At 43.5% G+C, this 23,369-nt stretch carries 25 protein-coding genes and 3 pseudogenes; 13 read left to right on the top strand and 15 right to left on the bottom strand.

Annotated features, from left to right (window positions below):
- Positions 1–2: 2 nt before the first annotated feature.
- The 3 genes and pseudogenes from TZ48_RS15380 (at position 3) to rplY (ending at position 2,458) form a co-directional block, all read left to right on the top strand.
- Positions 3–659 (top strand): response regulator transcription factor, encoded by a 657-nt coding sequence (locus TZ48_RS15380; RefSeq protein ID WP_042498375.1) that lies wholly within the window; start codon positions 3–5, stop codon positions 657–659.
- A pseudogene (locus tag TZ48_RS15375) lies at positions 652–2,018 on the top strand (ATP-binding protein). Before TZ48_RS15380 ends, TZ48_RS15375 begins: the two are co-directional and overlap by 8 nt.
- A 161-nt stretch (positions 2,019–2,179) precedes the next feature.
- Positions 2,180–2,458, top strand: a complete 279-nt coding sequence (rplY, locus tag TZ48_RS15370) for a 50S ribosomal protein L25 (RefSeq protein ID WP_042475403.1) — start codon at positions 2,180–2,182, stop codon at positions 2,456–2,458.
- Positions 2,459–3,068: 610 nt separating this feature from the next.
- Here rplY and TZ48_RS15365 read toward each other — a convergent pair.
- Positions 3,069–3,326: a DUF4282 domain-containing protein gene (locus TZ48_RS15365; RefSeq protein ID WP_112479801.1), complete on the bottom strand. Its 258-nt coding sequence runs from the start codon at positions 3,324–3,326 to the stop codon at positions 3,069–3,071.
- A 235-nt stretch (positions 3,327–3,561) separates the two neighbouring features.
- Here TZ48_RS15365 and TZ48_RS15360 point away from each other — a divergent pair, with 235 nt between their 5' ends.
- The gene (locus TZ48_RS15360) at positions 3,562–3,834 is read left to right on the top strand and encodes a hypothetical protein (protein ID WP_112479800.1); all 273 of its coding nucleotides are present in this window, start codon (positions 3,562–3,564) and stop codon (positions 3,832–3,834) included.
- Positions 3,831–5,504: an ABC1 kinase family protein gene (locus TZ48_RS15355; protein WP_112479799.1), complete on the top strand. Its 1,674-nt coding sequence runs from the start codon at positions 3,831–3,833 to the stop codon at positions 5,502–5,504. The genes TZ48_RS15360 and TZ48_RS15355 overlap by 4 nt, the downstream gene beginning before the upstream one ends.
- Before the next feature lie 670 nt (positions 5,505–6,174).
- Here TZ48_RS15355 and TZ48_RS15350 read toward each other — a convergent pair.
- The 8 genes and pseudogenes from TZ48_RS15350 to TZ48_RS15315 all read right to left on the bottom strand — a co-directional run.
- Positions 6,175–6,600, bottom strand: a pseudogene (locus TZ48_RS15350) (lipid kinase YegS); the annotation flags it as partial.
- Positions 6,601–6,611: 11 nt separating this feature from the next.
- Positions 6,612–7,103 carry a diacylglycerol kinase family protein gene (locus tag TZ48_RS15345; protein WP_112479797.1) on the bottom strand — a complete coding sequence of 164 codons (492 nt, stop codon included), beginning with the start codon at positions 7,101–7,103 and terminating at the stop codon, positions 6,612–6,614.
- Between the two features lie 12 nt (positions 7,104–7,115).
- Positions 7,116–7,451 (bottom strand): rhomboid family intramembrane serine protease, encoded by a 336-nt coding sequence (locus TZ48_RS25910; protein ID WP_112479796.1) that lies wholly within the window; start codon positions 7,449–7,451, stop codon positions 7,116–7,118.
- A gap of 5 nt (positions 7,452–7,456) precedes the next feature.
- Complete coding sequence (locus TZ48_RS25905; RefSeq protein ID WP_112479795.1) at positions 7,457–7,870, bottom strand: rhomboid family intramembrane serine protease; 414 nt, start codon at positions 7,868–7,870, stop codon at positions 7,457–7,459.
- A gap of 53 nt (positions 7,871–7,923) precedes the next feature.
- On the bottom strand, positions 7,924–8,754 hold the full coding sequence (locus TZ48_RS15330) for a coiled-coil domain-containing protein (protein WP_112479794.1): 831 nt from the start codon (positions 8,752–8,754) through the stop codon (positions 7,924–7,926).
- Between the two features lie 115 nt (positions 8,755–8,869).
- Entirely contained in the window at positions 8,870–9,652 is a 783-nt protein-coding gene (locus TZ48_RS15325) for a hypothetical protein (RefSeq protein ID WP_239670912.1), read from the bottom strand.
- A gap of 323 nt (positions 9,653–9,975) precedes the next feature.
- Positions 9,976–12,018, bottom strand: a complete 2,043-nt coding sequence (locus TZ48_RS15320; RefSeq protein WP_112479793.1) for an alkyl/aryl-sulfatase — start codon at positions 12,016–12,018, stop codon at positions 9,976–9,978.
- Between the two features lie 356 nt (positions 12,019–12,374).
- Positions 12,375–13,286 (bottom strand): LysR family transcriptional regulator, encoded by a 912-nt coding sequence (locus TZ48_RS15315; protein ID WP_162674613.1) that lies wholly within the window; start codon positions 13,284–13,286, stop codon positions 12,375–12,377.
- A gap of 179 nt (positions 13,287–13,465) precedes the next feature.
- On the opposite strand from TZ48_RS15315, the gene TZ48_RS25280 reads away from it, so the two are divergent.
- From TZ48_RS25280 to TZ48_RS24445, 8 genes are all read left to right on the top strand, one after another.
- Positions 13,466–13,672 carry a DUF1269 domain-containing protein gene (locus tag TZ48_RS25280; protein ID WP_239670911.1) on the top strand — a complete coding sequence of 69 codons (207 nt, stop codon included), beginning with the start codon at positions 13,466–13,468 and terminating at the stop codon, positions 13,670–13,672.
- A gap of 58 nt (positions 13,673–13,730) precedes the next feature.
- A complete protein-coding gene (locus tag TZ48_RS25275) occupies positions 13,731–13,958 on the top strand; it encodes a DUF1269 domain-containing protein (RefSeq protein WP_275426450.1) in 228 nt (75 codons plus the stop codon).
- Between the two features lie 58 nt (positions 13,959–14,016).
- Positions 14,017–14,460 carry a potassium channel family protein gene (locus TZ48_RS15305; RefSeq protein ID WP_112479791.1) on the top strand — a complete coding sequence of 148 codons (444 nt, stop codon included), beginning with the start codon at positions 14,017–14,019 and terminating at the stop codon, positions 14,458–14,460.
- A gap of 101 nt (positions 14,461–14,561) precedes the next feature.
- A complete protein-coding gene (locus TZ48_RS15300) occupies positions 14,562–14,834 on the top strand; it encodes a DUF308 domain-containing protein (RefSeq protein WP_112479790.1) in 273 nt (90 codons plus the stop codon).
- Positions 14,835–14,854: 20 nt separating this feature from the next.
- A complete protein-coding gene (locus tag TZ48_RS15295; RefSeq protein WP_162674612.1) occupies positions 14,855–15,157 on the top strand; it encodes an HdeD family acid-resistance protein in 303 nt (100 codons plus the stop codon).
- A gap of 106 nt (positions 15,158–15,263) precedes the next feature.
- Complete coding sequence (locus TZ48_RS25270; RefSeq protein WP_239670909.1) at positions 15,264–15,389, top strand: phosphatidylglycerophosphatase A; 126 nt, start codon at positions 15,264–15,266, stop codon at positions 15,387–15,389.
- On the top strand, positions 15,362–15,736 hold the full coding sequence (locus TZ48_RS15290; protein ID WP_112479788.1) for a phosphatidylglycerophosphatase A: 375 nt from the start codon (positions 15,362–15,364) through the stop codon (positions 15,734–15,736). Before TZ48_RS25270 ends, TZ48_RS15290 begins: the two co-directional genes overlap by 28 nt.
- Positions 15,737–16,043: 307 nt before the next feature.
- Positions 16,044–16,169 (top strand): transposase, encoded by a 126-nt coding sequence (locus tag TZ48_RS24445; RefSeq protein WP_162674611.1) that lies wholly within the window; start codon positions 16,044–16,046, stop codon positions 16,167–16,169.
- Positions 16,170–16,745: 576 nt separating this feature from the next.
- Here the strand turns inward: TZ48_RS24445 and TZ48_RS15280 are convergent.
- From TZ48_RS15280 to TZ48_RS15255, 6 genes and pseudogenes are all read right to left on the bottom strand, one after another.
- On the bottom strand, positions 16,746–17,924 hold the full coding sequence (locus TZ48_RS15280) for a mechanosensitive ion channel family protein (RefSeq protein ID WP_112479786.1): 1,179 nt from the start codon (positions 17,922–17,924) through the stop codon (positions 16,746–16,748).
- 103 nt (positions 17,925–18,027) lie between these two features.
- On the bottom strand, positions 18,028–18,804 hold the full coding sequence (locus TZ48_RS15275) for an ETEC_3214 domain-containing protein (protein WP_239670908.1): 777 nt from the start codon (positions 18,802–18,804) through the stop codon (positions 18,028–18,030).
- A gap of 8 nt (positions 18,805–18,812) precedes the next feature.
- Positions 18,813–20,413, bottom strand: a pseudogene (locus TZ48_RS15270) (transglycosylase SLT domain-containing protein).
- Between the two features lie 56 nt (positions 20,414–20,469).
- On the bottom strand, positions 20,470–21,069 hold the full coding sequence (locus TZ48_RS15265) for an LPP20 family lipoprotein (protein WP_112479785.1): 600 nt from the start codon (positions 21,067–21,069) through the stop codon (positions 20,470–20,472).
- A gap of 2 nt (positions 21,070–21,071) precedes the next feature.
- Positions 21,072–22,088: a hypothetical protein gene (locus tag TZ48_RS15260; RefSeq protein WP_112479784.1), complete on the bottom strand. Its 1,017-nt coding sequence runs from the start codon at positions 22,086–22,088 to the stop codon at positions 21,072–21,074.
- 27 nt (positions 22,089–22,115) lie between these two features.
- On the bottom strand, positions 22,116–23,093 hold the full coding sequence (locus TZ48_RS15255) for an LPP20 family lipoprotein (protein ID WP_112479783.1): 978 nt from the start codon (positions 23,091–23,093) through the stop codon (positions 22,116–22,118).
- Positions 23,094–23,369: the final 276 nt, after the last annotated feature.

Raw genomic sequence — 23,369 nt, 5'->3', positions numbered from 1 at the left:
TAATGAAGATTCTTGTTGTTGAAGATGAACCAAGATTGGGTGAACAGATCTTAGAAACTCTTGAAAGCGCAGGCTGGGTACCTGAGCTGGCTCAAGATGGTATTGATGCACTTTATCGCGCTACATCTGAGGATTGGGATGCGATTGTTCTCGATCTAGGGCTTCCTAAAATCGATGGCCTAACAGTGTTAAAAGGTATTCGAGATGAAGGTATTAACACGCCAGTTGTGATCCTTAGCGCTCGTGACACACTGACACAGCGCGTTGAAGGCCTCAACGCAGGTGCAGACGACTACCTCACCAAACCCTTTGAAATGATTGAGCTCATCGCCCGTATCCGTGCACAGCTTCGCCGCGCCTCCGGCAACGCCTCACCACTGATGCAAATTGGTGATCTGAGCTTAGATACGCGAACGTCTAAAGTGATGTGGCAAGGTAACGCTGTGAGTCTCACGGCACTTGAGTACAAAGTGGTTGCTTACTTTATGCATAATGCCGACAAAGTCATCTCCCGTACTGAGCTGGTTGAGCACATTTACAAACAAGACTTTGACCGCGACTCCAACACGATTGAAGTCTTCATCGGCCGAATTCGCAAAAAGATCGCTCCGAATGTCATAAGAACCGTTCGAGGACTAGGGTATCAGTTGAATGCCTAACCTTTCTAAAGAGAGACTGCGCAAAGGAGCCAAAAAGCTCAGCCTCAAAACTCGCCTATTGCTCGCCGCGACGTTGTGGCTCTCCGCCATGACAATTGCGGCTGGTGTGTCCATTCCAGGGTTAGTTCGAGATTACTTAATCAGTGATCTCGAAGTTCAACTTGGCCATGCCATGGATGAAATTGCCGCAAACTTGGAGGTCGACGAACAAGGCCAATTGATCCTCTCAGCACGACTCTCTGATCCTCGTTTTAATCAACCCTACAGCGGCCTCTACTGGCAAATAGAGACCAAGCAGACGACATTGCGCTCGCGCTCACTTTGGGATCAAACGCTACATAGCAAAGGCAAAGGTAAACGTCCTCACTATTTCGGTGCTGAAGGTGAAAAGCTCATCACCATCAAACGTACGCTATTTCTGCCTGAAATGAGCGAAGGCATCACCATCATTATCGGTCAAGATGAAGATCCAATCGACGAGACTCTAGAGTCTCTAACCGGCGAGTTATGGCTCATCCTCGGTATCATGGTGATGGGTATATTGGCACTTATTATTGGTCAGGTGAGCTGGTCTCTGCGCCCATTAGGTAAAATGCAACGTGAGTTACAAAGCCTAAGAGCCGGCGAACAACATTCATTGGATGAACAATATCCTAAAGAAATTGCCCCCTTGGTCAAAGACCTCAATGCCCTACTGTTTCACTATCAAGAGCTGCTAGAGCGCGCAAGGCATCATGCAGGCAACTTGTCGCACGCACTCAAAACGCCTTTATCTGTGCTTAAGAACGAGCTTGAAAGCCTACCTACTGAAGACCGCGCCAAATTGGAGCCACAAATCGCTCAAATCCAAGCGCAGATTGATTACCATTTAGGCCGCGCACGTATGGCTGGCGCAATGAACATCCTCGCGGTTAAATCGTCCCCTAGCGAACGCGTTGATGCTATCTCACTCGCCTTTGACAAAGTCTTTGCCGAACGAGAGATTGCTCTTATTAGCGAGCTTGATACCGATTTAGAAGTCGCGGTTGAAAAAGCAGACCTGGATGAGATGCTTGGCAACCTACTGGAGAACGCTTACAAGTGGGGTAACCGCTTTATCCGAGTTCACTCCAATGTTATTGATGACTCTGAAGTAGAACTGATTATCGAAGACGACGGCCCTGGCATTCCAGCAGAGCAATGCCGAGAAGTCACCAAGCGCGGCGTTCGCTAGATGAAAGCACGCCTGGCACAGGTCTTGGTCTCAATATCGTCTCTGAAATGGCGCACAGTTATCGTGGCCAATTGGAGCTTGGAGAGAGTAAAATGGGCGGATTGCGCGCAGTTCTTAAGCTAAAGCGCGCAAAGGGCGAAAAATAGTAGAGATATAAGCAATTTGCTATTGCCGAGCCACAGTATGAATGTTAGTATCCGCGCTCGTTTTGAGAGTATCTTTACGATCACTCAAAGCGATTTAAGTTTTGACTAGGTCGCTATGTCAAAACGTATTTGTTAATTTTACTATTTTGAGAGTAAAAACTATGAAATTCGAAGCAGTAGTACGTACTGAACTAGGTAAGGGTGCGAGCCGCCGCCTACGTCACGCTGGTCAATTCCCAGCAATCGTTTACGGTGGTGAAGCAGCACCTGTATCAGTTGCTCTAAACCACGATGACATCGTAAACCAAATGGACAAGCCAGAATTCTACGAAGGCATCACTCTAGTGATCGCTGGCGAAGAAGTTAAGGTTAAGCCACAAGACGTTCAACGTCACGCGTTCAAGCCAAAAGTTGAGCACATGGACTTCATCCGTATCTAATTCCCCTACCAAGGAATTAATCGGATTTAATCCAAACCTTATGCATAGAAAGATTCTCGGCCTTACCAACCAAGAATTTTAAAAAATTCGAAACCCCGATGCTACCAACATCGGGGTTTCACCGTTTTAAAAGGGAGCAAAACTCTCTTAACCTATGGTAAATAAAGACTTTTTACCCTTCCCTCTACTTCGCACTACCCATCACGATCAGTAAAATTACAAAATAATTACAATATACGAACCACCCAGCCTTAAAAACTCCTTCGTTGAAAAACTGCAGAATGACAAAGGCTTGTTGGAAGCGTTTGGGTAGAACCGGGAATGGATTAGGCGCAGTTACATCAGCTTAGGTTAATTTTCCATGACTTCGCAGTCATAGGGTATGAAAGTGAAATCTGCCATGCTATCGCTCGCAAGTTTAAGGGCAAAAATACTTTAGCGTAGTCACTTAAATTAGGACTATGAGTTTATGTTAAGCAATAGGATCCCGAAACTGACAGAAAGGAGTCTAGAGATAGTACTCCCTGATAGTAAGTAAAACCTGAATGAAATACTCTACAGTCAAGCTCTCTGTCAGTTAAAAGCCCCGTAACAAATATGATAATGGTTATTATTTTTCAGCGAGTTTTTGTAGGTTGTCGCTGATATTAAAGATAACGATCAAAACTTCGCACCATATCCGAGTCGCCAATGCTCCGCCAATAAGAAAAGCGCTACCATGAAGGAACTGTTCAATACTATAACCGCCCGCACTCATATCGAACATAATGGCAATACTGTTAATAAACACCAGTGACATCAGAAACCAGTAGATCAGGGTGATCAATTTAGGTGTCCATAAGCGTTTAAGAAAAATGATGTGTTTCATAAGATAACCTCTTTAATCTGAAAGTTCAGATTCTAAGAATATAACCATCAGCTTGAAAAAAAACATTGTCAGCGATATAACCATTTATAATGTCTGGTTATATTAAGTGACACCGCCTCTTGGACTTAGGAATGAAAACATATATACAGCCCGTGAATAAGTAGTACCAATTCTGATTTATTTATCCGTCTTGCCTAGCTAGTAAATAATGTATTTATCAAAGAAAGGAGAGACAATGATAGCTATTAATCGATTTATCCCCGCTACGGTTCGACAAGTATTAGAAACAGTACAGACTGATTACATAGTCCCCTATCAGCGCGACGTACCAGACTTGGCTCAATTTGGTCAAGCTCAACCTACTTCTGGGTGTTCTGAATTCAATGGGCGATTCCTCCAACAAGTTGATTTCCGTAAAATCTTACCTTCTGAATTTGTACCAAAAGAGGTATATAGCAGGCAAAAACGGCAGGAAAAAGTGAACGAAGCTGAAGGATTCCTGCTATGAAAATCCGAAAATTCAGCCAATACAAAAACAACGCTAGCCGCTTTCGAACCATAGTAACAATACTGCACAAATATGGTTTTGCTCACTGGATAAAAGATAGCGACCCAGAATTTACTAAAGCACTGATCAGTACAACAGAACAACAAGAGTCAAAGAGGGCTTCATTGCCCATTCGACTCAGAATGGCGTTCATTGAGCTGGGCACAACTTTTATTAAACTGGGTCAACTGCTTAGTACCCGAGCTGACTTGATCGGTCCGGAAATAGCCCATGAGTTGAGTAAATTACAATCAGAGGTGCCAGCGGATGACCAAGATTATGTCATCCAATGCCTTGAGCAAGAGTTGGGTGCCCCAATCAGTACCTTGTTTGCTGAGTTTGACTTTACTCCGCTTGGTTCGGCTTCGATAGGTCAGGTTCATTTGGCCAGATTACATACCGGCGAAGAGGTAGTAGTAAAACTTCAACACCAGGGGATTGCGGACACCATAAAAGCCGACCTAGAAATACTCGCTTTATTGGCTAACCTAGCGGAGAAGTACGAAAGCAATCTTCGTCTGTATCAACCCAAAAGATTGGTCAATGACTTTAGCCGGGCTCTTCTTGGTGAACTAGATTATGCTAGAGAGCTACGGAGTATGGAGTTATTTCGGCAACACTTCCGACATAACAACAGAGTGAAAATTCCTGTCACCTGGCGACAATACTCTACAGCCCGCGTACTCTGTATGGAGCGACTGAACGGTTTCAGTATTGGTGATACTAATCGCATGAAAGACTGTGCTTACAATAGTAAGGCGATATTTCACACTGGTATCAATATGTACCTAGACATGATTTTTCGTGATCAACTATTTCATGCCGATCCCCACCCAGGCAACCTTTGGTTGCTCGACGGAGGAGTGATAGGGCTGCTGGATTATGGTATGGTCGTACGACTTACACGCCAGGATAGCACTCTAGTAGAAAAAATCCTTTTGGCTGCAGTGGACAAAGACGCCGAGGAAGTAAGTCACTACGTACTGCAGCTTTGTCAGGGACATTCACAACTTGATAGTGATAGCTTTCAGTTGGATATAGAGGATTTTATTCACAATTATTTTAGCCTGAGCCTTAGTGAGTTGGATACCAGCGCGGTGATCACCCGCTTCACAGATATTGTTCGCAAACATCACTTGATTATCCCATCATCGGTTTCCATGCTATTAAGAGTACTTTTGATGCTCGATGGCACCTCCCGTTCATTAGAGCAACACATTAGTCTAGCCGAAGCGATTCAGCCCTACCTGCAACGATTACAGCGCCAGCGCTTGTCACCCAAACGGTTGAGCAACAAGCTAACAAAGTCTGCGTTGGCATGGGAGCAGACACTCACCCTTATCCCGCGTTTTCTGGATAAAGCTCTCCATAAAATTAATGACGGAACAGTGGAAGTGAATCTGCAGCACCGTCATCTGGATGCGGTGGTTAACCGACTGGTTTACGGTCTATTAAGTGGAAGTACCTTTCTAGGAGGTTGTCTCGTTTTGAGCAACAGCATTCCTCCTCTCCTCAACGGTGCTTCTATAATTGGTCTGGTAATGATAGGGACTGGTACCGGGTTGGGTTTTAAGCTACTTCGCGCGGTGAATGCATCGGGCAAGTTATATCAGCGCAGCAGGAGCTCATGATTTGGTTGAGAGGCATTGGTTAGTTTTCAATGCCTTTCACCTCTGACAATCCAAATAATGACACTACCTTATTCCAAACTGGAACCAACCACACCCATAAGTTAATGTCATACAGTGGTCAGTTCCTCATTATGCTCAAACACAACGTCAAGCGTATCGTACCTCTACATGGTCACAGCTTGCACATCCAAGCTTCTTTTCTCAAATAGTATATACAGCTCTTGTCTAAGGTTTATGTTCTGAGTGCCCTAAGTTTATTAGCCTTACTCCTTCATCGCAGCAATCAAGCATTCTTGCCGCCCTGCTAGTTCTCCAATGTGGTTAGTGCAATAATATCTTCGTCACATTTATATTCATCTTTGAAATTCCAGCACTACGTTAAGCAATCTAATGGATCTCTCATGCACAGTGGATAAGTAAGCTTTTTGTTGACGTAAAAAGCTAAAGAGCTGACATTGCCATGTGGCCATACCTGCCCTTTTTAGCCCTTACTCTTGCTTAAAGTGGTGGTCGCCTGGGAAGTTACACGGCGCTAACACAATGAACAACAGATAAATTGCTTGGTAGGTGCCTCCTGACCTTCAGCGTGACAGGCGCAAGTATACTTTGGATCACAGATAAAAAAGGCCGGTCTGAATGCCGGCCATAGAAATGAGCTTATGATTAGCGATTAATGACGAGCATAAGAGGGTAAAGACAGTTTCAAACTTGCAGGTTCGACCGAAAAGCGACCTGCGTGAAGCTGCTGTGGTTCTCCATCAAGGTTTGTTGCAACCGCCTGGCTAGTGACAGCTATAAGTTCAGTACTCTTAAAACTCACCAAATATTCGCCTGCACAATGACCAGTTTGATTATAGTCAGCAATCTCCTTTAGCACTTTCGCTACTGCACTTTTGGGAAAATCTTTTAGAAAACAGATCTGCATCTGACCATCTGTTAGCTTTGCTCCTTTGCCCAGTTCCTGACCACCACCGGCAAAACGACCGTTACAAAGCGCACCCGCAATCACGTTACCGGAGAACGCGTAGCCATCACACTGCACTGTCACCTTGAAAGGCTTAAACTGCGCCGCTTGTACCAGACCTGCTAACGTGTATGCGCTACCGCCTAGAACATTTTTAGCTCCACAGGTGTCTGGGCTGTCACCTGTGCACCAAAGCCAACAGTTAACATATTAGCAAACCAAAGTGGCTCGCTTAGATGGGTGGCATCACAGCGCCCGACATCCACCGCCGAAGAGCTGCCTGTTAGGGCAACTTGAAGTGCCAGCTCAGTTGACTCTGGAAGTTCACATGATTTAGCGAAGTCATTGGCCGTACCCATAGGCACGATACCCAAAGTAGGACGCTGCTCACTAGGCCAACGCATAACGGCGTTAACCACTTCATTGATGGTACCATCACCGCCAGCAATGATAAGCCGAGCTCCTGAGTTGTCGAAACCTTCCTGCTTGGCTTCATCACATAAACGGGCTATGTCCCCGTGTTCCCAAGTGACCCTAACATCCAGTTCAGTACCTGCTAACCGGCAATTGGTTACAGCTTGGCGCAGTGCGGAAGAAGCGGCTTTTTTTCCATTAATAATTAATCGGGCTTTCATGTTACCTCCAGCCTATTTTTTAGTCGAATACGAGAGCGTTCTGGGAGCATCGTGTGATTTTCTCAGCCATATAGAGGTCAGTAACGCACCGCTTAATGCACCTCCAACATGAGCGAAGTGGGCTATATTCCCCACAGTATGGGAGCTCAGACCAAAGAACAAATCGATGGCGATAAACACGCCAATAGCGTACAGAGCGGGTAGAGAAACTGGCAGAAAAAATAACGACATTTTTGCTTTTGGAAAAAGCATGGCAAAGCCCACCAGCAGACCATAAATAGCGCCAGATGCACCGACAACCGCTCCGTTTAAAATACGGTAAAACTGTAACAGACGGTCTTCCCCCATAGCGGTTATGATTGTGGACGAAACTGACTGGCTGATAGCATTCCGCGATATTCAGCTGTAGAAATGCCTGCAGCATATAACTCGTTGACAATGTTGGTGAAGTTATAGTTATTTACCAGCGTGTATAACACCGCACCGCCGAACCCCGTCAATAGGTAATAGGCTAAAAACTTTCTCCCACCCCAAATGTTTTCCAACACACTTCCAAAAACATAAAGGGTGTACATATTCAACATAAGATGAGAAATGCCACCATGGGCAAACATGTAACTCACCAACTGCCAAATCCGAAAGTTGTTATGCTCAGGAAAATATAAAGCAATGACATGATTCAACCAGCGGCCTACATCACCGGGAAAGAAGAAAATCACCAAATTGATAGCGATCAGGGTAAGAACAAGGTTTGGGGTTTTGTTCATGGGAGACTCCTCACAATGAAGAGGGAAAGGTTCTCCCCTTTCCCTCCAGTACTTTATTGTGCTTTCTCGATATCAGCTTGGGCTTTTTCAAGCTCCAGTCTCGCTTCCAGTGCATCGAGGCAGGCATGCTCGGCTTCAAACAACGCTTGTAGTACGTTAACAACCTGCTCTTCTGCTCTATCTTCAGTTTTCTCAGCGCGGCGCGTTAATTTCGCCAGTTTCTTGTCGTTCTGCCAATCAGAGACATTGGATTTGGCTTTAGCCACCTTGGTGTCAATAGCATCTTTGACGCCGTGACATTTATCTTTGACTTTACTGCCTGCACTTTCAATGCCTTGACGTAATGAAGCGTTACCATTAGCCAATGTTCGCTTAGTCTCAGCCATCGACTCATTGAAATCAGTTTTTGAATTCTGATATTCAGCACGTAGTGCAGCATCTTTTTCATCGATACGATCGGCAATTGCATCTAGGTTTTTATCCATTGCTTGGCAGCTTTGTTCAACTTTGTTACTCAGAGCTTCACGCTTTTCTGCAGCACAAGCTTTCAGCTCAGCATTTTTTGTTGCAGCGTTAACTTTCAACTCTTCAATTTTTTCATCCAGCTCTTCTTTGGATTTTTGCAAGTGCTCTTTTATTTCACAACTTTTCTCAGCGATATTTCTATTAAAGTCTGCATTGTTTTCCGCTAGCCTTTCTCTAGCCACACTAATTTTATCACCTAGATCTTTAGGAGCGCTTTTAATTGTTCCTCGTATGGTCTCAAGTCTATCTGCTGCTGTATCCAGCCTCTTTGCCACCGAGGCGCTAAACTTGGCTGCGTCACTACTACCTTTTATACTATCTTCATTAGAAAAAATTCTTTCTTCAGTTTTAATTGACATAATTTACTCCGGGTTACTAAATAATTAACTGGTTAACTTTCTAAATTCATTCTAGCTCTTAGAGGTAACTTAATAAATAAAGCCGACTGATTTTATAACATTCACAAATCCAATATCAGAACTGATGGTTAAACTCGAACCTAATGTCTCCTTTGTCATTCAAATAACTCCAACTACTGTCATCATCCCGATTGGTAAAGTTGACGAAAAGGCGAATATTCTGGCGTGGATTTAGTTGATATGAGGCGGCAATTTCGTGAGCAAGCAGCGACTGTTCATTCATGTCGCCAAATGGTGTTTTGACTCCAGAGATACCTCGCATATACATAGGGTTATAGTTAAGCCAGATTTTGTCGGAGAGCGTAACCTTGCCGTAGAAACCAGCGACAGCAAAAACCCCTGGTAACTTAAAACCATCATCAGTATCAGTAATAATGGCACCCACACCAATAATCGGGAAAAGTTGAAATGGACCGAGCGGTGGCAGTGCCTGAGCCAAAGCATATGATGCGGTTCCATAACTATTTATACCCAGGTCATTCAGTGGTGGCCGGGTATGAAAGCGCCAGTCCAAATCTAGCTGCCGACCAGACCAGGTTTCTGTAGAACCATAGAAATTTCGGATCCGAAAACTATCAATACTGTTACTGGACACACTCTCATCAGCCCAGCCAAATGTGTCACCCATGATGCCTTTCAACTCGATAATATTCATACCTGCAGAGGTATCATTGCCCGTGTCATAAGTATTACCAAATTTCAGGTTGATACCTTTATTTGAAAGACCGACTCCTGCCTGAGTATAGATAGCAATAGGATTTGACATATCCTGCAGTTTATCTTCTGCGCAAACAATAGATGAAGAAGCCAATAGTGCGAAAATTAGTTTTAATCTCATATCATTAACCTTATATGATTACATTTTTAGTCATTTTAAGGATAAAGATGACAATTTAAATAATCGCAAGATTATGACTACTCATATTTATTACAAATACATTTTCACTTTTAGCACCCTTACTGGATCAATTATTATAGTAGGAACATCATAACACCAGCTCCGCCCTAAATACTAAATTAAATATTTTTGCAACAACAAACGAAGTTGATTTTATAAAAGTGAGGCATTCTTAATAACTATGGGATGTTGATATTATAATTTCCATTGAGAAATTGATTAGCAGAAAGGCGCTCTATTGAGCGCCTTTCTTCTTTAGTTTGCTAACGAATTAAAGGTAAGATATCAAACTTCATATCAAACTCATCAAGTGCATCTTTTAAGCCTTTTAGGTTCTGAGCTTCACCACGTAATCCTGCTTGTCCATTTTCAAACAGAGCCTCTAGTGTTGTTTGCCCTGTGAGTACGCGAGTGAGATCTGATTTATGTATAATAATTTCTGTATCTAACTGCGGCATCATTTTGTCCAACCCTAGCTCGGTTACAGGAATGTGCGAAAAAGTAGCATTCGATACTTCTATGTAGTGACGCTCCTCAATATCCGGATGGTAGATACCCATATTAAAGCTAAGCTCAGCTTGTTCCGCCTTAGGACCATTAAACTGAACACCAACAAGATCTAGGAAGTTTGTAGTTGGGGTATTTGCAATCACATCTTCTGACGCTGTTTTTAAAGATTCACCAATTTCGTTGGTTCTCAGTTCCACGGCACCCTGCAGATATGAGTTGCGCCACGCCATCGTTTCTGATTGGTAGCCTTGCTGCTCAAATGTATCTGCTAGCAACTCACGATATTCAATGTTCGTTGGGTTACATTGAACCAAGTCATTTAATAGCTGGCCAGCCTCTTGATATTCACCGGCATCAAAGTGTGCTCTTGCCGCAGCATAGAAGTTATCCGCACCCGCCGCTTTCACATAAGTACAAGACTTATCGACACTTTTTAGTGGATTGGTGTTCACCGGATTCAGGTCATGATAACCAAGATATAGATTTACAATCGCACGAGCGTTATGGCTGTATGAACCATGATACCCACGAGATGCCCAATTTTGTCTTTGAGATTTCGGTACAATTGCTTCAATCTCTCGACCTACATCGCCAATCGTAACACCATGGTTTGCCAATCGAACCGAGTTGTTATGTAACCAGCTGTAATTGTCGCGTTGCATCTCCATGTAGTGTGCAATTTCGTTGGTTTCGGTTTCTGTGTCATTCCAAACAGGAGCTGAATGAGCCGAATGAATGTTGTCTACCAGACCTGCATCGACAAAACGCATCTTCAGCTCCGTGAGGTACTTCGCCCACGCAAGGGAGTCGCGAACTTTAGCACCCCGGAACGTATAGATGTTGTGTTGACCATCGTACGTAAGCTCTGCAGTATTTAATGAGCGATATGCTGGGACATAGTTGACAATCTCCACTGGTGCTTCTGCACCTGGCATATTGATGAAATGAACCTCAAGTCCATCAATAACACGAATTTCTTCACGCTCGACAATTTCAGTTGTAGGTGAAACCAACGTTACAGCGCCTTTGCCAAAGCCCATGCCTAAAGCGTTATCCACGATACCCGTAGGATCATTTTCTAGTGATTGTCCGTATTGATATTGAGCTCGTCGAGACATTGCGTTGCCGGCCATAATGTTTTCGTCAGCCATTTCTTTGATGAAACCACCAGGAGCAATCACCGGTGCATCTTCCATAAAGTCGCCTGTGTTGAGAATGCCTCGAGATCCACCGAAGTGGTCAGCATGAGTATGAGAATAAATCATACCCGTAATTTTGTGTTCACCATTAATAGGAGGTAAATGCTGTTTCGCAAAGTTCCATGCCGCTTCTGCAACTTCATCGTGCAATAAAGGATCATGAATCAAATAGCCGTTGTCAGTACGATAGATAGTCATATTTGAAAGATCCGCACCGCGGATTTGATACACACCCTCTGTCACTTGGTAAAGACCACCTGAAGCGTAGTTCATCTGACCTTGACGCCATATAGAGGGGTTCACAGTGTCTGGTCGGTCGTTACGAATATGCTCAACATCCATGTGAGACATTCGGTTGCGAAGCTCACCTACACGGTGATCACCAAATGCTGCTATCAGCCCACGCTTTGAACGCTCAAAAGCAGAAGTGTCCTGCCACGGTAGCGTTTTCGCGAGTTCGTTATTCGCTGCAATGGTATGTTCGGTCGCTGGTTTACCTGCATAAGTATCGATGGATTCATAGTCATTGTCCGCGGCAGCGCCGAATGATACTAAAATAGCCATGGATAAAGCTGATGAGTGAAAATGTGTTTTCATAGAGAGCCTCTTTGTGTGTCTCAAGTTGGTATGAGGCTATTTTGGAAGACTGGAACATAACAATACATAAGGGAGAGATACCTTCTACACATAACCAAAGGTAATGTATTGTGTCATGCTCAAGAAACTTCGTAATGGTGATAAACTTCGAGACACCATTTCAAGTCAAATTTCGACAACGTTTTGAGCCGCTAAAGTTGGCTATGGTTTAAGGCGCTCCCAATATAGAAGCACTATGTTTGATGGGGTTACGAGAGAGGAGGAGGTGTTGCTTGGTTGAGTTCCATTAATAGAATGCTTAAGACAGGGGGTCACTTCAAGCAAAAGCCCGAGGTCGACCCCGTGATAGCGAGAGTCTATATTTGGGTTTGCATTTCTTGAGTAATTGTTCGTACGAAAGATGTTAGCCACTGCAAGGCAGGGTTCTTGGCCATTTTTTTGTGATATACCATGTGGTACTGAATCGGGCTAATTTCAAATGGTACAGCCACTTTACGGACTTTCAAAGGCACAGCGTACTGGCGGTACAGCATCTCACTTGTAACTCCAAGTAGTTCACCAGCACTGACCATAGCAATCATTGCGACGGTCGATGAGCATTCCATTCTTATACGGCGCTGAAATTGCTCTTTAGTATAGTAATCAAGAGCATGCAATCCCTGACGCTTTAACTCAAGTGCGACATGACTCTCTCCAAGGTACTCTGTCATTGATATGCTATCACCTACCCTGGGATGATTTTCACTGCAGATCACTGTCAAAGGATCTTCACATATGAGCTCTGACTTATAGCTAAGATTGTCAACCGGGGTGACGTCAATGGCTAGGTCTACCTTTTGTAACGACAGTAATTTGAGAAGTTCGCTTCGAGAAGGTGGAATAATGTCATATTCAATTTGACAGTTTCCAAGTCTAGGGTCACTTTCGAGCGGCTTATGCAGCGCGTAAAGAAGTGGCTCTGGCAGCAAAACCTTGAAACTACGTGATGAGCTCACATCAAATTCATTCAAGTTATCGATTGTGCGATCGATGTGTTTCATCATAGGTTCCAACTCAATTGCTAGATAGTGAGCGGTACTAGTTGGAGAGATGCCACGTCCCTCACGGACAAACAGCTCTTCCCCTATTTGCTCTCGAAACCGGTTCATTGCATTACTAACCGCTGGTTGGCTCATATCTAACGCCTCAGACGCGAGGGTAATAGAGCGCAGTCGATATACTTCCAAAAAAACCGTCAAGAGATTCAGGTCGCCATATTTCTTTGTCATAAAAACCTCGCAGTAAGAAGATAACTGCAACTGATTAAAACACATTAGACCAAGTTAATACATTCACAAATCTTATAAATCCGTATATCACTCCTCCCCTTAATTCCTTTCTATCAGCCCGGTAAAGTAAGCGGCGTTTTCAAGTAATTAACAACATTTAACTGAACATGAGGTAATGTATGAGTAATCTAGTAGCAATTAGCTTCAAACAAAAAGATACTGCTTTTGAGGTACGTAAAAACCTGAAAGGTCTGCAAAAAGCACACCTGATAAGCATGGAAGATGCCGTTGTGGTCACCAAAAACAGTAAAGGCAAGGTCAAGCTACACCAGACCGTTAACCTGACGGCTGTAGGGGCTGCTGGTGGTGGTTTTTTGGGAGCCTGATCGGAATGATTTTTCATGAACCCATTGGCAGGAGCAGCAGTGGGGCAGGGCAGGCGCTATCTCCGGCTCATTGAGTGATTTTGGTGTAAGTAATGAGTTTATGAAGGAGTGTGGTCAGGCACTTCAAAACGACAGCTCAGCTCTATTCTTGTTGGTTCATAACGCAAACGCTGACAAGGTGTTACCTGAGCTAGAAAAGTTTGAAGGCAAATTGATTAAAACCTCGTTGTCTGACGACGCCGATGAAAAGCTGCGCTCAGCTTTAGGTGAAACTGCAGAGGCTTAATCCAACGTCTCCGGTACCACAGCTACGGCTGCTGGTACCTTTTCCCAAGGAGTCAACCATGAGCAAAATAAGCCGCCATAAACTGTTGATCATTCTGGCCACTGCAACCTTACCCTTAGTAGGGTTGTCTAAGCTGATGAATCACCCTCTAATCAACTCGGCAAATGTAATATTAATCCTCTTATTTTCATCAACTTACCTAGTAGACATCAGCCATAAAAGAGCGCAAAACACCTCATTACAGGCACTATTTATTCTGGTGATCATCATGTTAGTTATCATCTTTCAATATGCCTCAATCTACGTTGACCTGAGTGTAACTGAAGATTTTTCATCTGCACTTTACTTTAGTTTCACTACCTGGACCACTCTGGGGTATGGTGATATTACTCCATCCGAAAACGCCCGTTTTATTGCCGCTTCACAAGCCATGATTGGCTACCTCTACATGGGATTAGTTGGGGCTCAGTTATTTCACATAGTTTCGAGCAAACCAGACTAATTCATACGTTTTTATTATGAATAGACCCCCGTTTAGAACATTGGTTCACCTCCTTCAGTGCGCTAGCATTAAGTCAGTTTAATTACACAGACGAGGTTCCCATGACCACACCAATGACGCTGCAAGATGCAGAAAAGCGCTTTATTAACCAACTCAGCAAACAGATAAAAGCCAACGCCAAACTAGCCACAGTTGCCGGGTTTTCACTGATATTACTGGGTATGCTTGCCATACTTAGCCCCTATTTGAGCACTCTAGCTGCCACAAAACTAACCTCTATAGCCATTGTTGCAGCGGGCATTACTCTGATTGTGTATTGCTTTAAGTCAGACCACTGGGGTAAAGGAGCATTGCAGTTCTTGATGGGGGCGTAACGATAGCTGCTGGGATGCTAATGCTCGTATCTCCGTTAACTGGCATGCTCACTATAACTGGTGTCTTGTTGATTTATTTTTTCATCGATGGTTTTGTCACCATTTACAATGGCATTAAATTGCGCCCAAACAACGGTTGGGGATGGGTAATGCTTTCTGGTATCACCAGTTTGATGCTGGGATGTTTTATTGTTTACAACTGGCCTGATACCGGCCTCTATGCACTAGGCGTAATGGTCGGAGTACGCCTGATCATGAACGGATGGATGATCACCATGCTGGGTATGGCCGGGGTAAAAGCGGCGGAGATTACTCGAGGATAAAACCAATCTACAGCGAATGTAGTCGCTGCATCAACTAAAGCAGCCACCGAATAAATCATCCAATTAGGCCTCAGACCAAGCTGAGGCCATCGTTTAGGAGCTTAGAATGCCAACCCCTTCCTTCATCAATCGTACCGTTCGGGTTTTAGCCTACGGTCTTGGCGCAGGTAAACTAACTGCCATGCCTGGTACTATCGGCACCTTATTAGCATCCCACTCTACTACACCCTAGCGAATCTATCTCCTCTGGCCTATCTTGGCTGGGTATTCGCGCTGTATTGGTTTGGAGTATTCCTCTGTCGCCAGACGGCTCGCTACTTAAATCAAGTAGACCCTGGCATCATTGTTTTCGACGAGATTATCGGATTTCTGATAGCCATGTTTCTAGTTCCTGCTCAGTGGCAAACAATACTAATTGGATTTGTCATCTTTAGGACTTTTGATATCTTGAAGCCCTATCCGATTAAGCGGGTAGAGCACAAACTGGGCTTGGGCAACGGGATCATGTTTGATGATATTGTCGCCGGTATTTATACCTGTCTACTGATGCACCTGTTCGCATTGCCATTACTAGGGTAATTTCCAGAAAAATGGTAAATTTAGGGCGTTGTTTCCAAAATTATGTTCAAAGTGTCAAGAGACACAGCTGGCTGTATTCTAGCCAACACATCAAGCTTCAGGCATACCTCGCCCAGTAAGCTTACTCAGCTCTCTGATCATGACATAAACCTCTCCAACTGAAGCGTTGTCGCTTCTTAGGAGCAACGAGCCGCTAAAAAGCTTCTAGATCCGATGCATAGCGGCCTCAGTCAGTTGTAGTGGCATAGTGAATCTAGACACCTGATTAGACGGGTTAGAATGCACCTCGTACACAACAGGTGAAGCCATGACAAAACGTACAAGAAGAGCCCTCAGTCCCGAATTTAAGCTAGAAGCCGCACAGTTAGTCACTGACCAAGGCTATACCGTTGTTGTAGCAGCGAAATCGAAGACCTTAAGAAGTTGGCGGTGAATAAAAACATAGATGGTAAACTACCCAGTGAAAATTAAGTTTCTATACAAGAACAAACTAATATCCAAACAGTATTTTGAAAAACATGGTGATGCGGATAGTAATTTCAAATCAATCGCAGTTACAGCGTACCTACTTTTTCAGAACTTCGTGACCATTTACTTTCTGATTACATTAGCTTTTCCTAAGTTTAGTGAAAAGTTAGCTAGCCCCTTAAGCCTTCCTCTTCCTGTAGAGTTTTTTCTTGTTTGCACGATTTTCTTCGGATTCGCATTCTGTGTGCGCGGTAGGTTGGAATGGAATGAAATCACAGAAACTGAACGTACAATTAATAAGTGGTATGTGACAATTTCTCTGCTTTCGCTTCCAGTAACCTATCTGATGATTTTTTCTTTAAATGGGGGCTAACGCAAGCGGATAGGGATATGGCAATTGCTTTGATTCAATAATTAGCATTTTATTTATTCATTAATTAAGCCTCCAAAGATGAATCTTTGGAGGCTTATCATTACTCAAACCCTTGTTCACTTGTGACGTCAGCCGGCTTTAGTTGGGATAATTGTCCCTAGTGGCACTTTACGCAACCTGAGCTAGCTCCAGTTGACTTACATCTTGGAAAACCCGCAACTCAAACAGGTTCAGCACAGAATAAAGATGTTCAAAGATCTCTGCCTGAACAGTTTCAAAATGCGTCCAATCCGTGTTCTTAGTGAAACAGTAAATCTCTAGAGGAACGCCTTTGGCAGAAGAGTCCAACTGGCGAACCATAAGCGTATGCTTTTGAGTGATGTCTTCTCTGGATCGCAGGTAAGCTTCAATATAAAGACGAAACAGCCCTGCGTTGGTCAAACATCGTTTGTTGATATTGTCGCCTAGTTGATTGAGCTGATGAGTGTCACATAGCTCCGCTATTTGGCTTCTAAGAAGCGGTACGCTCGCCAATCGACTGACCTGATTCATGTCTAGAAACTTAATGCTGTTAGCATCGAGCGCAAGACTGCGTTTAATTCTTCGACCTTGATTCGTCATACTGCGCCAGTTCTTTAGGCCAACATTCAGTATCTCGTAAGTCGGTATAATAGAGGTGGTTTTATCCCAGTTCTCGACCGTAATAACGTTGAGCGTGATGTCTTTGATAACGCCATCTGCGTCATACTTTTCTACCTCAATCCAATCTCCTTTGCGAACCAATCGGTGCACATTTATCTTAATCGCCGTCACGATACCAAGGATGCTGTCCTTGAAAATGAGTATCAGAACTGCCGACATTGCACCAATACCACTGACCAGCGCCATAGGCGGGATATCCAGTAAGATAGCCAAGATCATCACAATCATCATGACAGAGGTAACAATCTTGATAAGCTCGATAAACGGCTTAATCGGGATCCCATCCAGTGACTCGTTCTTGCTGAATCGAGCCTCGAAAAGGTCGAGCACGGAATGAATCACTAAAACGGAGAATACGATGAGTCCCATCTCCGCAAGTTTGTTGTACCACCCCTCCGCCGAGAAGTATTGAAACCAAAACAGACTGAAGACAAAGCCCACCAAGTACTGCACGCGATGTACAAAGCGCGCTTCATACTGCTTTTTTTCTCGATTGAGTTTTAGATCTAAAAACTGTGATAGAACGGTACGAACAAGCCAAGGGATAAGACAGAATGAAACCGTGGTGGCAGCGATTTGAAAAAAGTGTTTTTCTACCTCTGTTAGGGAAAGGTAGAGAGATTTCAGCGTTTCTAAATAATCCATTATAACTACAACTAAAAAAAGGCGACGTTGTCGCCCTTTGAAAAACAAAACGTTAACTCAAGCTTCCAGGCAAAATATGCACCAAAAGCATAGGTATCCGTGGCTAAGGTCGAATTAACTGGTACTCAGACTTTGAAAGAATGGCCTCTTCTAACTCATAGAGCGCAAGCGTGCTATAGCCGAAAAAATTAGGTACCAGATCCTGTCTAAGTTTTTGCGCAACCGCGGTGACATCCTCTCCAAGCATGATGCCATCAACCAATCTGTCCAAGTCATTACGACTATTGGCGCTCATGTCCTGTTCGAATTGGGAAAAACCAGAAACCGACGCATACAAGTTCCCAAATTCCCCACCCGCATTTTCTTCAACATAATAAGTAGCGATACGTGACAGGTTTGCTCTCAAATCAGACACATCCTCCTGAGCACTGAATGCACGATTTAACAACTGGCTACCGCCTGATGATTTTGTCGTATCGGGTTGGAAGTTATCGACGGGAAAAACCAGAAACGCGGCAATAGACTCATCCTGAGTAATCGCAGACAGAATAAATCGGCTGTCCTGGTAATACTTGATAATGGCGCCTGATGAGCTGCGTTTGATGTAAACGGGCGCACCCATGACCTCATCAAGGACATTAGACGATGCTCGAACATATACCTTTTCTAGCTTACTTTGAGAAGGAATATCCGTGAACTGAGACAATGAAAACTGGTATATTTTTTCAAGCGCATCAACGCTGTCATTGAAACTCCCCAAAGCAATGGCAACCAGTGAAGCAACGGCAACAAGCTTTGTCCATTGATCCTTGATTGAGTGCCTTTTTACTTCATTCTCTTCACTCTCCGGTGATGTTATTGTTTGAATGTCTGACATCATACTTTGCTCTAGATTGGTTCTGCTTCATAAAGTGGCATCCGTGACGACACTTTCTTGAGATAGTTTTTGGTTTCATCATAAGGCAAGCGCTCAATCAAACGTTCAAACACTTGTTTTGGCGTCATCTGATTGATGATTTTGGCTGCTTTTCTGATATTGGTTGAATTATCGGAGTTGAAAGCCCTAGCAACATTACCAGCACCCGTGTTATAGGCGGCAATAGCACAGTACAAACGACTCTCATCGTTGGTGATCCGGCTAAGGTAACGCGTGTCCAATATATGCAAATATGCCGTACCCGTTTCAACATTGAAGCCTGGCTGGTATAACTCAGCTTCTTTCATCGGCGCATCGATATTTCGCACCATTCGATTGACATCATGACCGGCACTAGTTGGGACAACCTGCATAAGTCCAAACGCAGGAACGTGGGACTTTGCCCTTGGACGGAATGAAGACTCGCTATGCATAATCGCCATGACAAGCGCTGGATCAAGCTCCCATCGTTTACTCTGTTCAAGCGCTAATGGCTGATACGTAGCCGCGCGTTTCGCAAGACTGTTGTTTGGGAGTTTGATTTTGTATGTGATGACTTTCTGTTTTGGCTCGTTTACAGCAACTTCAGCCACTTTTGCAGATTCCGGTTGACTTACTTGCTCACTCTTCGCCGTCTCTTTAACCAGCTCAGTTTGGTTTGGCGTCAACGTCTCAACCGTTTTAGCTTTGGCAACTTCCACCTGGTTTATTTCTTGATCTGGTCTTGTCTCTTTGACATCTTCTGAATTTTTATCAACGGCTGCGAGGGACGTGCCTATTTCTGGTTGAGTCACTTCCTTGGCAGGCACGGGGCTTGGCGTTGGCTCAGCCGTTTTATTCTCAACCATCTTTTGATCAGGAAGTTCACGGATTCCGAGCATCTTACGCTGTTGCTCATACTGTGCATTTAGAGTCGCTATCCGCTGCTGCGCTTCTTTGATTAGGCTGTCTTTTTATTGTGCGCTCTTTCATAAATAAAGGAGTCTGGCACGCCAGTGTTCGCCGCAATCAAGCGGTCGGCTTGAATGTCATACTCATTCATCTGTTGTTGAGTTTGTTTGACTATGAACGCTTTTTCTTTGGCCTGCTGCTCATGGGAATACGCAACGCTTTGTTGTGTGACATCGGCTTGATTAATCGCAAGGGTAGTACCATCTGGAAGCTGAACATTGGCAATGACAAGACTCTTCGCTTGATCCTCTGTCATATTTTCATCAACCAAAACAGAGATTTCAGCGGTGTTATTGTCATAATCGACGACTTTTCTTATCGATTCGTCATCACTATATTCTACATCTTTGGTTTCATCCGAAAGCTCCGCACTGCCCCAACGAGAAATCAATTCACCTCGCTGCTGATCTAAATTGGCCGTATAGTTTTCACGCCACGCTTCATACTCATCAAACTGTTGATTAACGTAATCCCTAAACTCACGATATACCTCTTCTTGAGGACGGTTCTTTTTGGCGACAACTTTGTTCAGTTCATCAAATGATTGGGAGTTTGCACTAATAACGGGAGAGAACGTGGTGGCAATGGATAGTGCGAGAGCTGAATAGACTATTTTTCGCATTGATCTAATCCTGACTGGTAAGAAACAGGGATCCGAAGATCCCTGTGTATTGCTAATTACATGCTTTTTAGCGAGTTAAGCGCATTGGAAAGCTCCTGCTCCGCTTTTTCGTTGTTGAACTGATTCCACAACTTAGCTTCGCTCGCTTGGTCAACCACTTGATTCACGCTCGACTTAAACGCCTCTTTGTCCATTCCAACCAAAACGTATAAGCCACCAGCCGGACTAACCTGACTAACGATCAACTTACTATTGGTAAGATTTTGCGTAACAACGTTCTGTGTTACTGACTCAAACGTTTCAGTTACAGACTCAACTTCTGCTTCATTGCTCGATAAAACAGAGCCTTCGATCGCTTCTCTGAACATGTTGCTCACATCGGTCTGGAATTGAGACGCCAGTTGAACACGCGCAGCATTGACTGCTCGCTCACGCATAACGCCAATTCCGGCACGACTCTTTTTGGCATAGCCCATTGCCCCAGCACCAAGATCCTGTGGCATCACATCACAAACCCATGCTGGCGCTTCATGTGTTGGAGAGTCTGGGAAAGTACATTGCGCAAACTGCTGAGCTTGTTCAACGGTCGACTGAGTACTTTGACAAGCTGCCAATGATAGTACAGCAGTACCAATTACAAGGCTTTTCTTAAACATTGTTATTTCACCATATTCTCTAAGCCACATTCAAAATCTGAAAGAGAGAACACGCTGCACTCTTTTGGAACGACAGTTGCAGCATCTCCCTTGTGAAGCTTCAGTGACATTTCTTCACTAATACCTACCCATGAATACTTGGCTTTAATACCGTTTCTTGGAACATCTACAACAGTACCTTCACCGATAGGGAAAGTTTCAATTTCACCCTCTGCATTTTTGATCAATGTTGCAAACTCAACCTTGTCGTTTGGCTGAATATTCTTTTCAGAACCAATGCCTACTTTTGCCATTGTGCCAGTTTCACACTGACGAACTTCCAAAACTGGAGCGGTTGGTGCCAGCAAATGTTGTAGATCTTTATTAAAGTCGACAGCTTCCATTGCTGCTTTGCTCGCTAGATTAGCGTAACTAGCACTTGAAATTGGACAACGTGAATCTCTTGTATCCGTTTTTGAAGAGTGATCGCCTTCTAGCTCGATTCGTTGTACTAAACTCATTTCTGGTAGAGTCACAACTTTAACAACAGCAGTCACATCTACGTTATAGCTACAATTTGCAGGAACTAAATACTCATCACCAGTCAGAATGTTCGTCGCAGTATGCGCTTCTTCATGTGATTTGTTTAGTTCACTACCAATAATTTCTGTAATGATAGCGTAGTCCGCAATTGGCACACCTTTGGTGTTATATCGGCCACTTTGCTCAGCTAGTTTAATCTCGTCTTTGAGCTTATTCGCGATTTTTCTGTCTACAAGTTTACTACCTGTCTTACTAATTTGACTCTCAAGCTCGTTACGCATCACTGCTTTTAGTTTTTTGTCCGCTGAGTCTTCGAAAGAAATATCAACAGGCAGTACAATAACCTTTCGGTCATCACTAGACTTTGACTCAACCTGCGCCGTTGCCAAAGGTACTTCCATATCAGGTGTACATATTGCCGTTACACCAGACCCCGTTAATTGACAACCAGAGAGTACCATCATGGTACTCAATGCCACTGCCGTTTTCTTAAACATTTTGTCACTCCATTCAATTATTATTATTTACAAACCAAGTGCGTTCCAAACGCCTTGTTCATCAACTAGGTCGATAAAGTTTCGTTCAGCTCCTTCCCTAGATATTTTGTAGCTAGAATAAGAACTGCCAGTTGAAATTATTTCATTGCTTCCCAATGTAGCTCCACGCTTCGGCGTCAACTCTAGTCGTGTAAACTGAGTCGAAATGAACGCCTCTCCGACTTTGTTCTGACGTAATTCAGTCTTCAGAGTTAATGTGTGTGTGGCGCTGGGAGTTCGCTTTAAAGATGTTTTAATTGTTTGTTGTGACAACTTGTCCGCTAGCAGCTGAGCGCTTTGCCTAGCGCTACCTTTAAATGAGAATTGAACAACAATACCAGACTGAATTTCGTCAATCTTATTTACCATTTTACTTACACTGCTCGCATTTGAAGTGATTTCAACTCCCAAAGCAGCAAGCATTGTCTTACGTACATTGACTGTGTTCTGTAGATCTTTTTTATCTTTGTTTTGCAACCACCAAAGTAAACTATCTTGGTGGGTCAGCTTTTCTAGGACTTGCTGGGCATTGCTATCTGCTAATTCTATGTCGCTATTCAGCTGTTGAATAATCTTATCTCGACTTACTTTTGCTTGTACAAAGTACGCTATGTCATTTTTTTCAGTCTGGATATACTCTATGTCAGCAAACGCAACCGTTGCAGTCTTGCTATTGATTTTACTATCAACAAAACCTAATTCCGTTTCATCTACGCCATTTGTTCTAAATACGTCTCTTGAGGCGAATTGTGAGTTTACCTCTGTCCATAGCTGGGCACTTATTTGGCTTAGAGCTGATTGCTTTGCCATCTCTAAACTTCTACCCTGTCCTACTGCATAAATATAGGCATCATTGGTTGTTTGTGTAGAGTGATACCATTCTGGCGGCTGGGTATTGGTTGACTGGCACCCTATTAGAAAAACAGAGATTATTGAAGCCAATTTGATTGATGTCTGACGTATCATTATCTTTAGTGAATTATTGAATATGTAAAAATATTACAATTCACAGTTATATAAATAAATTACAAGTTTATAAATCAAACTTTATTTGTGACGCCCGTCACATCAATGCACTTTATGGAACCTCATGCGGAGAATAAACAAACACCAAACTTATCTTTTGAGAACCTTATTTTATAATCAAAATAAAAATCACAACATCAATATATTTAACATTCCCATGACATTCAAATTAACAGAGTATCATTCCATATATAAGTAACTTAATTAGATGAGGTT

Source organism: Vibrio variabilis, assembly GCF_003263785.1.
Lineage (GTDB): Bacteria > Pseudomonadota > Gammaproteobacteria > Enterobacterales > Vibrionaceae > Vibrio > Vibrio variabilis.
Note: the sequence above shows the minus strand (reverse complement) of the source record. Positions and strands in the feature narration are given on the sequence as shown.

What these genes read in the sequence shown, in the direction of transcription:
- TZ48_RS15255 (WP_112479783.1), bottom strand. Translation starts at nt 23,093, where the DNA reads ATGATACGTCAGACATCAATCAAATTGGCTTCAATAATCTCTGTTTTT.
- TZ48_RS25910 (WP_112479796.1), bottom strand. Translation starts at nt 7,451, where the DNA reads ATGGGGGAAGACCGTCTGTTACAGTTTTACCGTATTTTAAACGGAGCG.
- TZ48_RS15325 (WP_239670912.1), bottom strand. Translation starts at nt 9,652, where the DNA reads ATGAGATTAAAACTAATTTTCGCACTATTGGCTTCTTCATCTATTGTT.
- TZ48_RS15275 (WP_239670908.1), bottom strand. Translation starts at nt 18,804, where the DNA reads ATGATGTCAGACATTCAAACAATAACATCACCGGAGAGTGAAGAGAAT.
- TZ48_RS25270 (WP_239670909.1), top strand. Translation starts at nt 15,264, where the DNA reads ATGCCAACCCCTTCCTTCATCAATCGTACCGTTCGGGTTTTAGCCTAC.
- TZ48_RS15305 (WP_112479791.1), top strand. Translation starts at nt 14,017, where the DNA reads ATGAGCAAAATAAGCCGCCATAAACTGTTGATCATTCTGGCCACTGCA.
- TZ48_RS25280 (WP_239670911.1), top strand. Translation starts at nt 13,466, where the DNA reads ATGAGTAATCTAGTAGCAATTAGCTTCAAACAAAAAGATACTGCTTTT.
- TZ48_RS15295 (WP_162674612.1), top strand. Translation starts at nt 14,855, where the DNA reads ATGCTCGTATCTCCGTTAACTGGCATGCTCACTATAACTGGTGTCTTG.
- TZ48_RS15300 (WP_112479790.1), top strand. Translation starts at nt 14,562, where the DNA reads ATGACCACACCAATGACGCTGCAAGATGCAGAAAAGCGCTTTATTAAC.
- TZ48_RS15345 (WP_112479797.1), bottom strand. Translation starts at nt 7,103, where the DNA reads ATGAAAGCCCGATTAATTATTAATGGAAAAAAAGCCGCTTCTTCCGCA.
- TZ48_RS15315 (WP_162674613.1), bottom strand. Translation starts at nt 13,286, where the DNA reads ATGACAAAGAAATATGGCGACCTGAATCTCTTGACGGTTTTTTTGGAA.
- TZ48_RS15360 (WP_112479800.1), top strand. Translation starts at nt 3,562, where the DNA reads ATGATAGCTATTAATCGATTTATCCCCGCTACGGTTCGACAAGTATTA.
- TZ48_RS15380 (WP_042498375.1), top strand. Translation starts at nt 3, where the DNA reads ATGAAGATTCTTGTTGTTGAAGATGAACCAAGATTGGGTGAACAGATC.
- TZ48_RS15365 (WP_112479801.1), bottom strand. Translation starts at nt 3,326, where the DNA reads ATGAAACACATCATTTTTCTTAAACGCTTATGGACACCTAAATTGATC.
- TZ48_RS25905 (WP_112479795.1), bottom strand. Translation starts at nt 7,870, where the DNA reads ATGAACAAAACCCCAAACCTTGTTCTTACCCTGATCGCTATCAATTTG.
- TZ48_RS15265 (WP_112479785.1), bottom strand. Translation starts at nt 21,069, where the DNA reads ATGTTTAAGAAAAGCCTTGTAATTGGTACTGCTGTACTATCATTGGCA.
- TZ48_RS15320 (WP_112479793.1), bottom strand. Translation starts at nt 12,018, where the DNA reads ATGAAAACACATTTTCACTCATCAGCTTTATCCATGGCTATTTTAGTA.
- TZ48_RS15280 (WP_112479786.1), bottom strand. Translation starts at nt 17,924, where the DNA reads ATGGATTATTTAGAAACGCTGAAATCTCTCTACCTTTCCCTAACAGAG.
- TZ48_RS15330 (WP_112479794.1), bottom strand. Translation starts at nt 8,754, where the DNA reads ATGTCAATTAAAACTGAAGAAAGAATTTTTTCTAATGAAGATAGTATA.
- TZ48_RS24445 (WP_162674611.1), top strand. Translation starts at nt 16,044, where the DNA reads ATGACAAAACGTACAAGAAGAGCCCTCAGTCCCGAATTTAAGCTAGAA.
- TZ48_RS15355 (WP_112479799.1), top strand. Translation starts at nt 3,831, where the DNA reads ATGAAAATCCGAAAATTCAGCCAATACAAAAACAACGCTAGCCGCTTT.
- rplY (WP_042475403.1), top strand. Translation starts at nt 2,180, where the DNA reads ATGAAATTCGAAGCAGTAGTACGTACTGAACTAGGTAAGGGTGCGAGC.
- TZ48_RS15260 (WP_112479784.1), bottom strand. Translation starts at nt 22,088, where the DNA reads ATGTTTAAGAAAACGGCAGTGGCATTGAGTACCATGATGGTACTCTCT.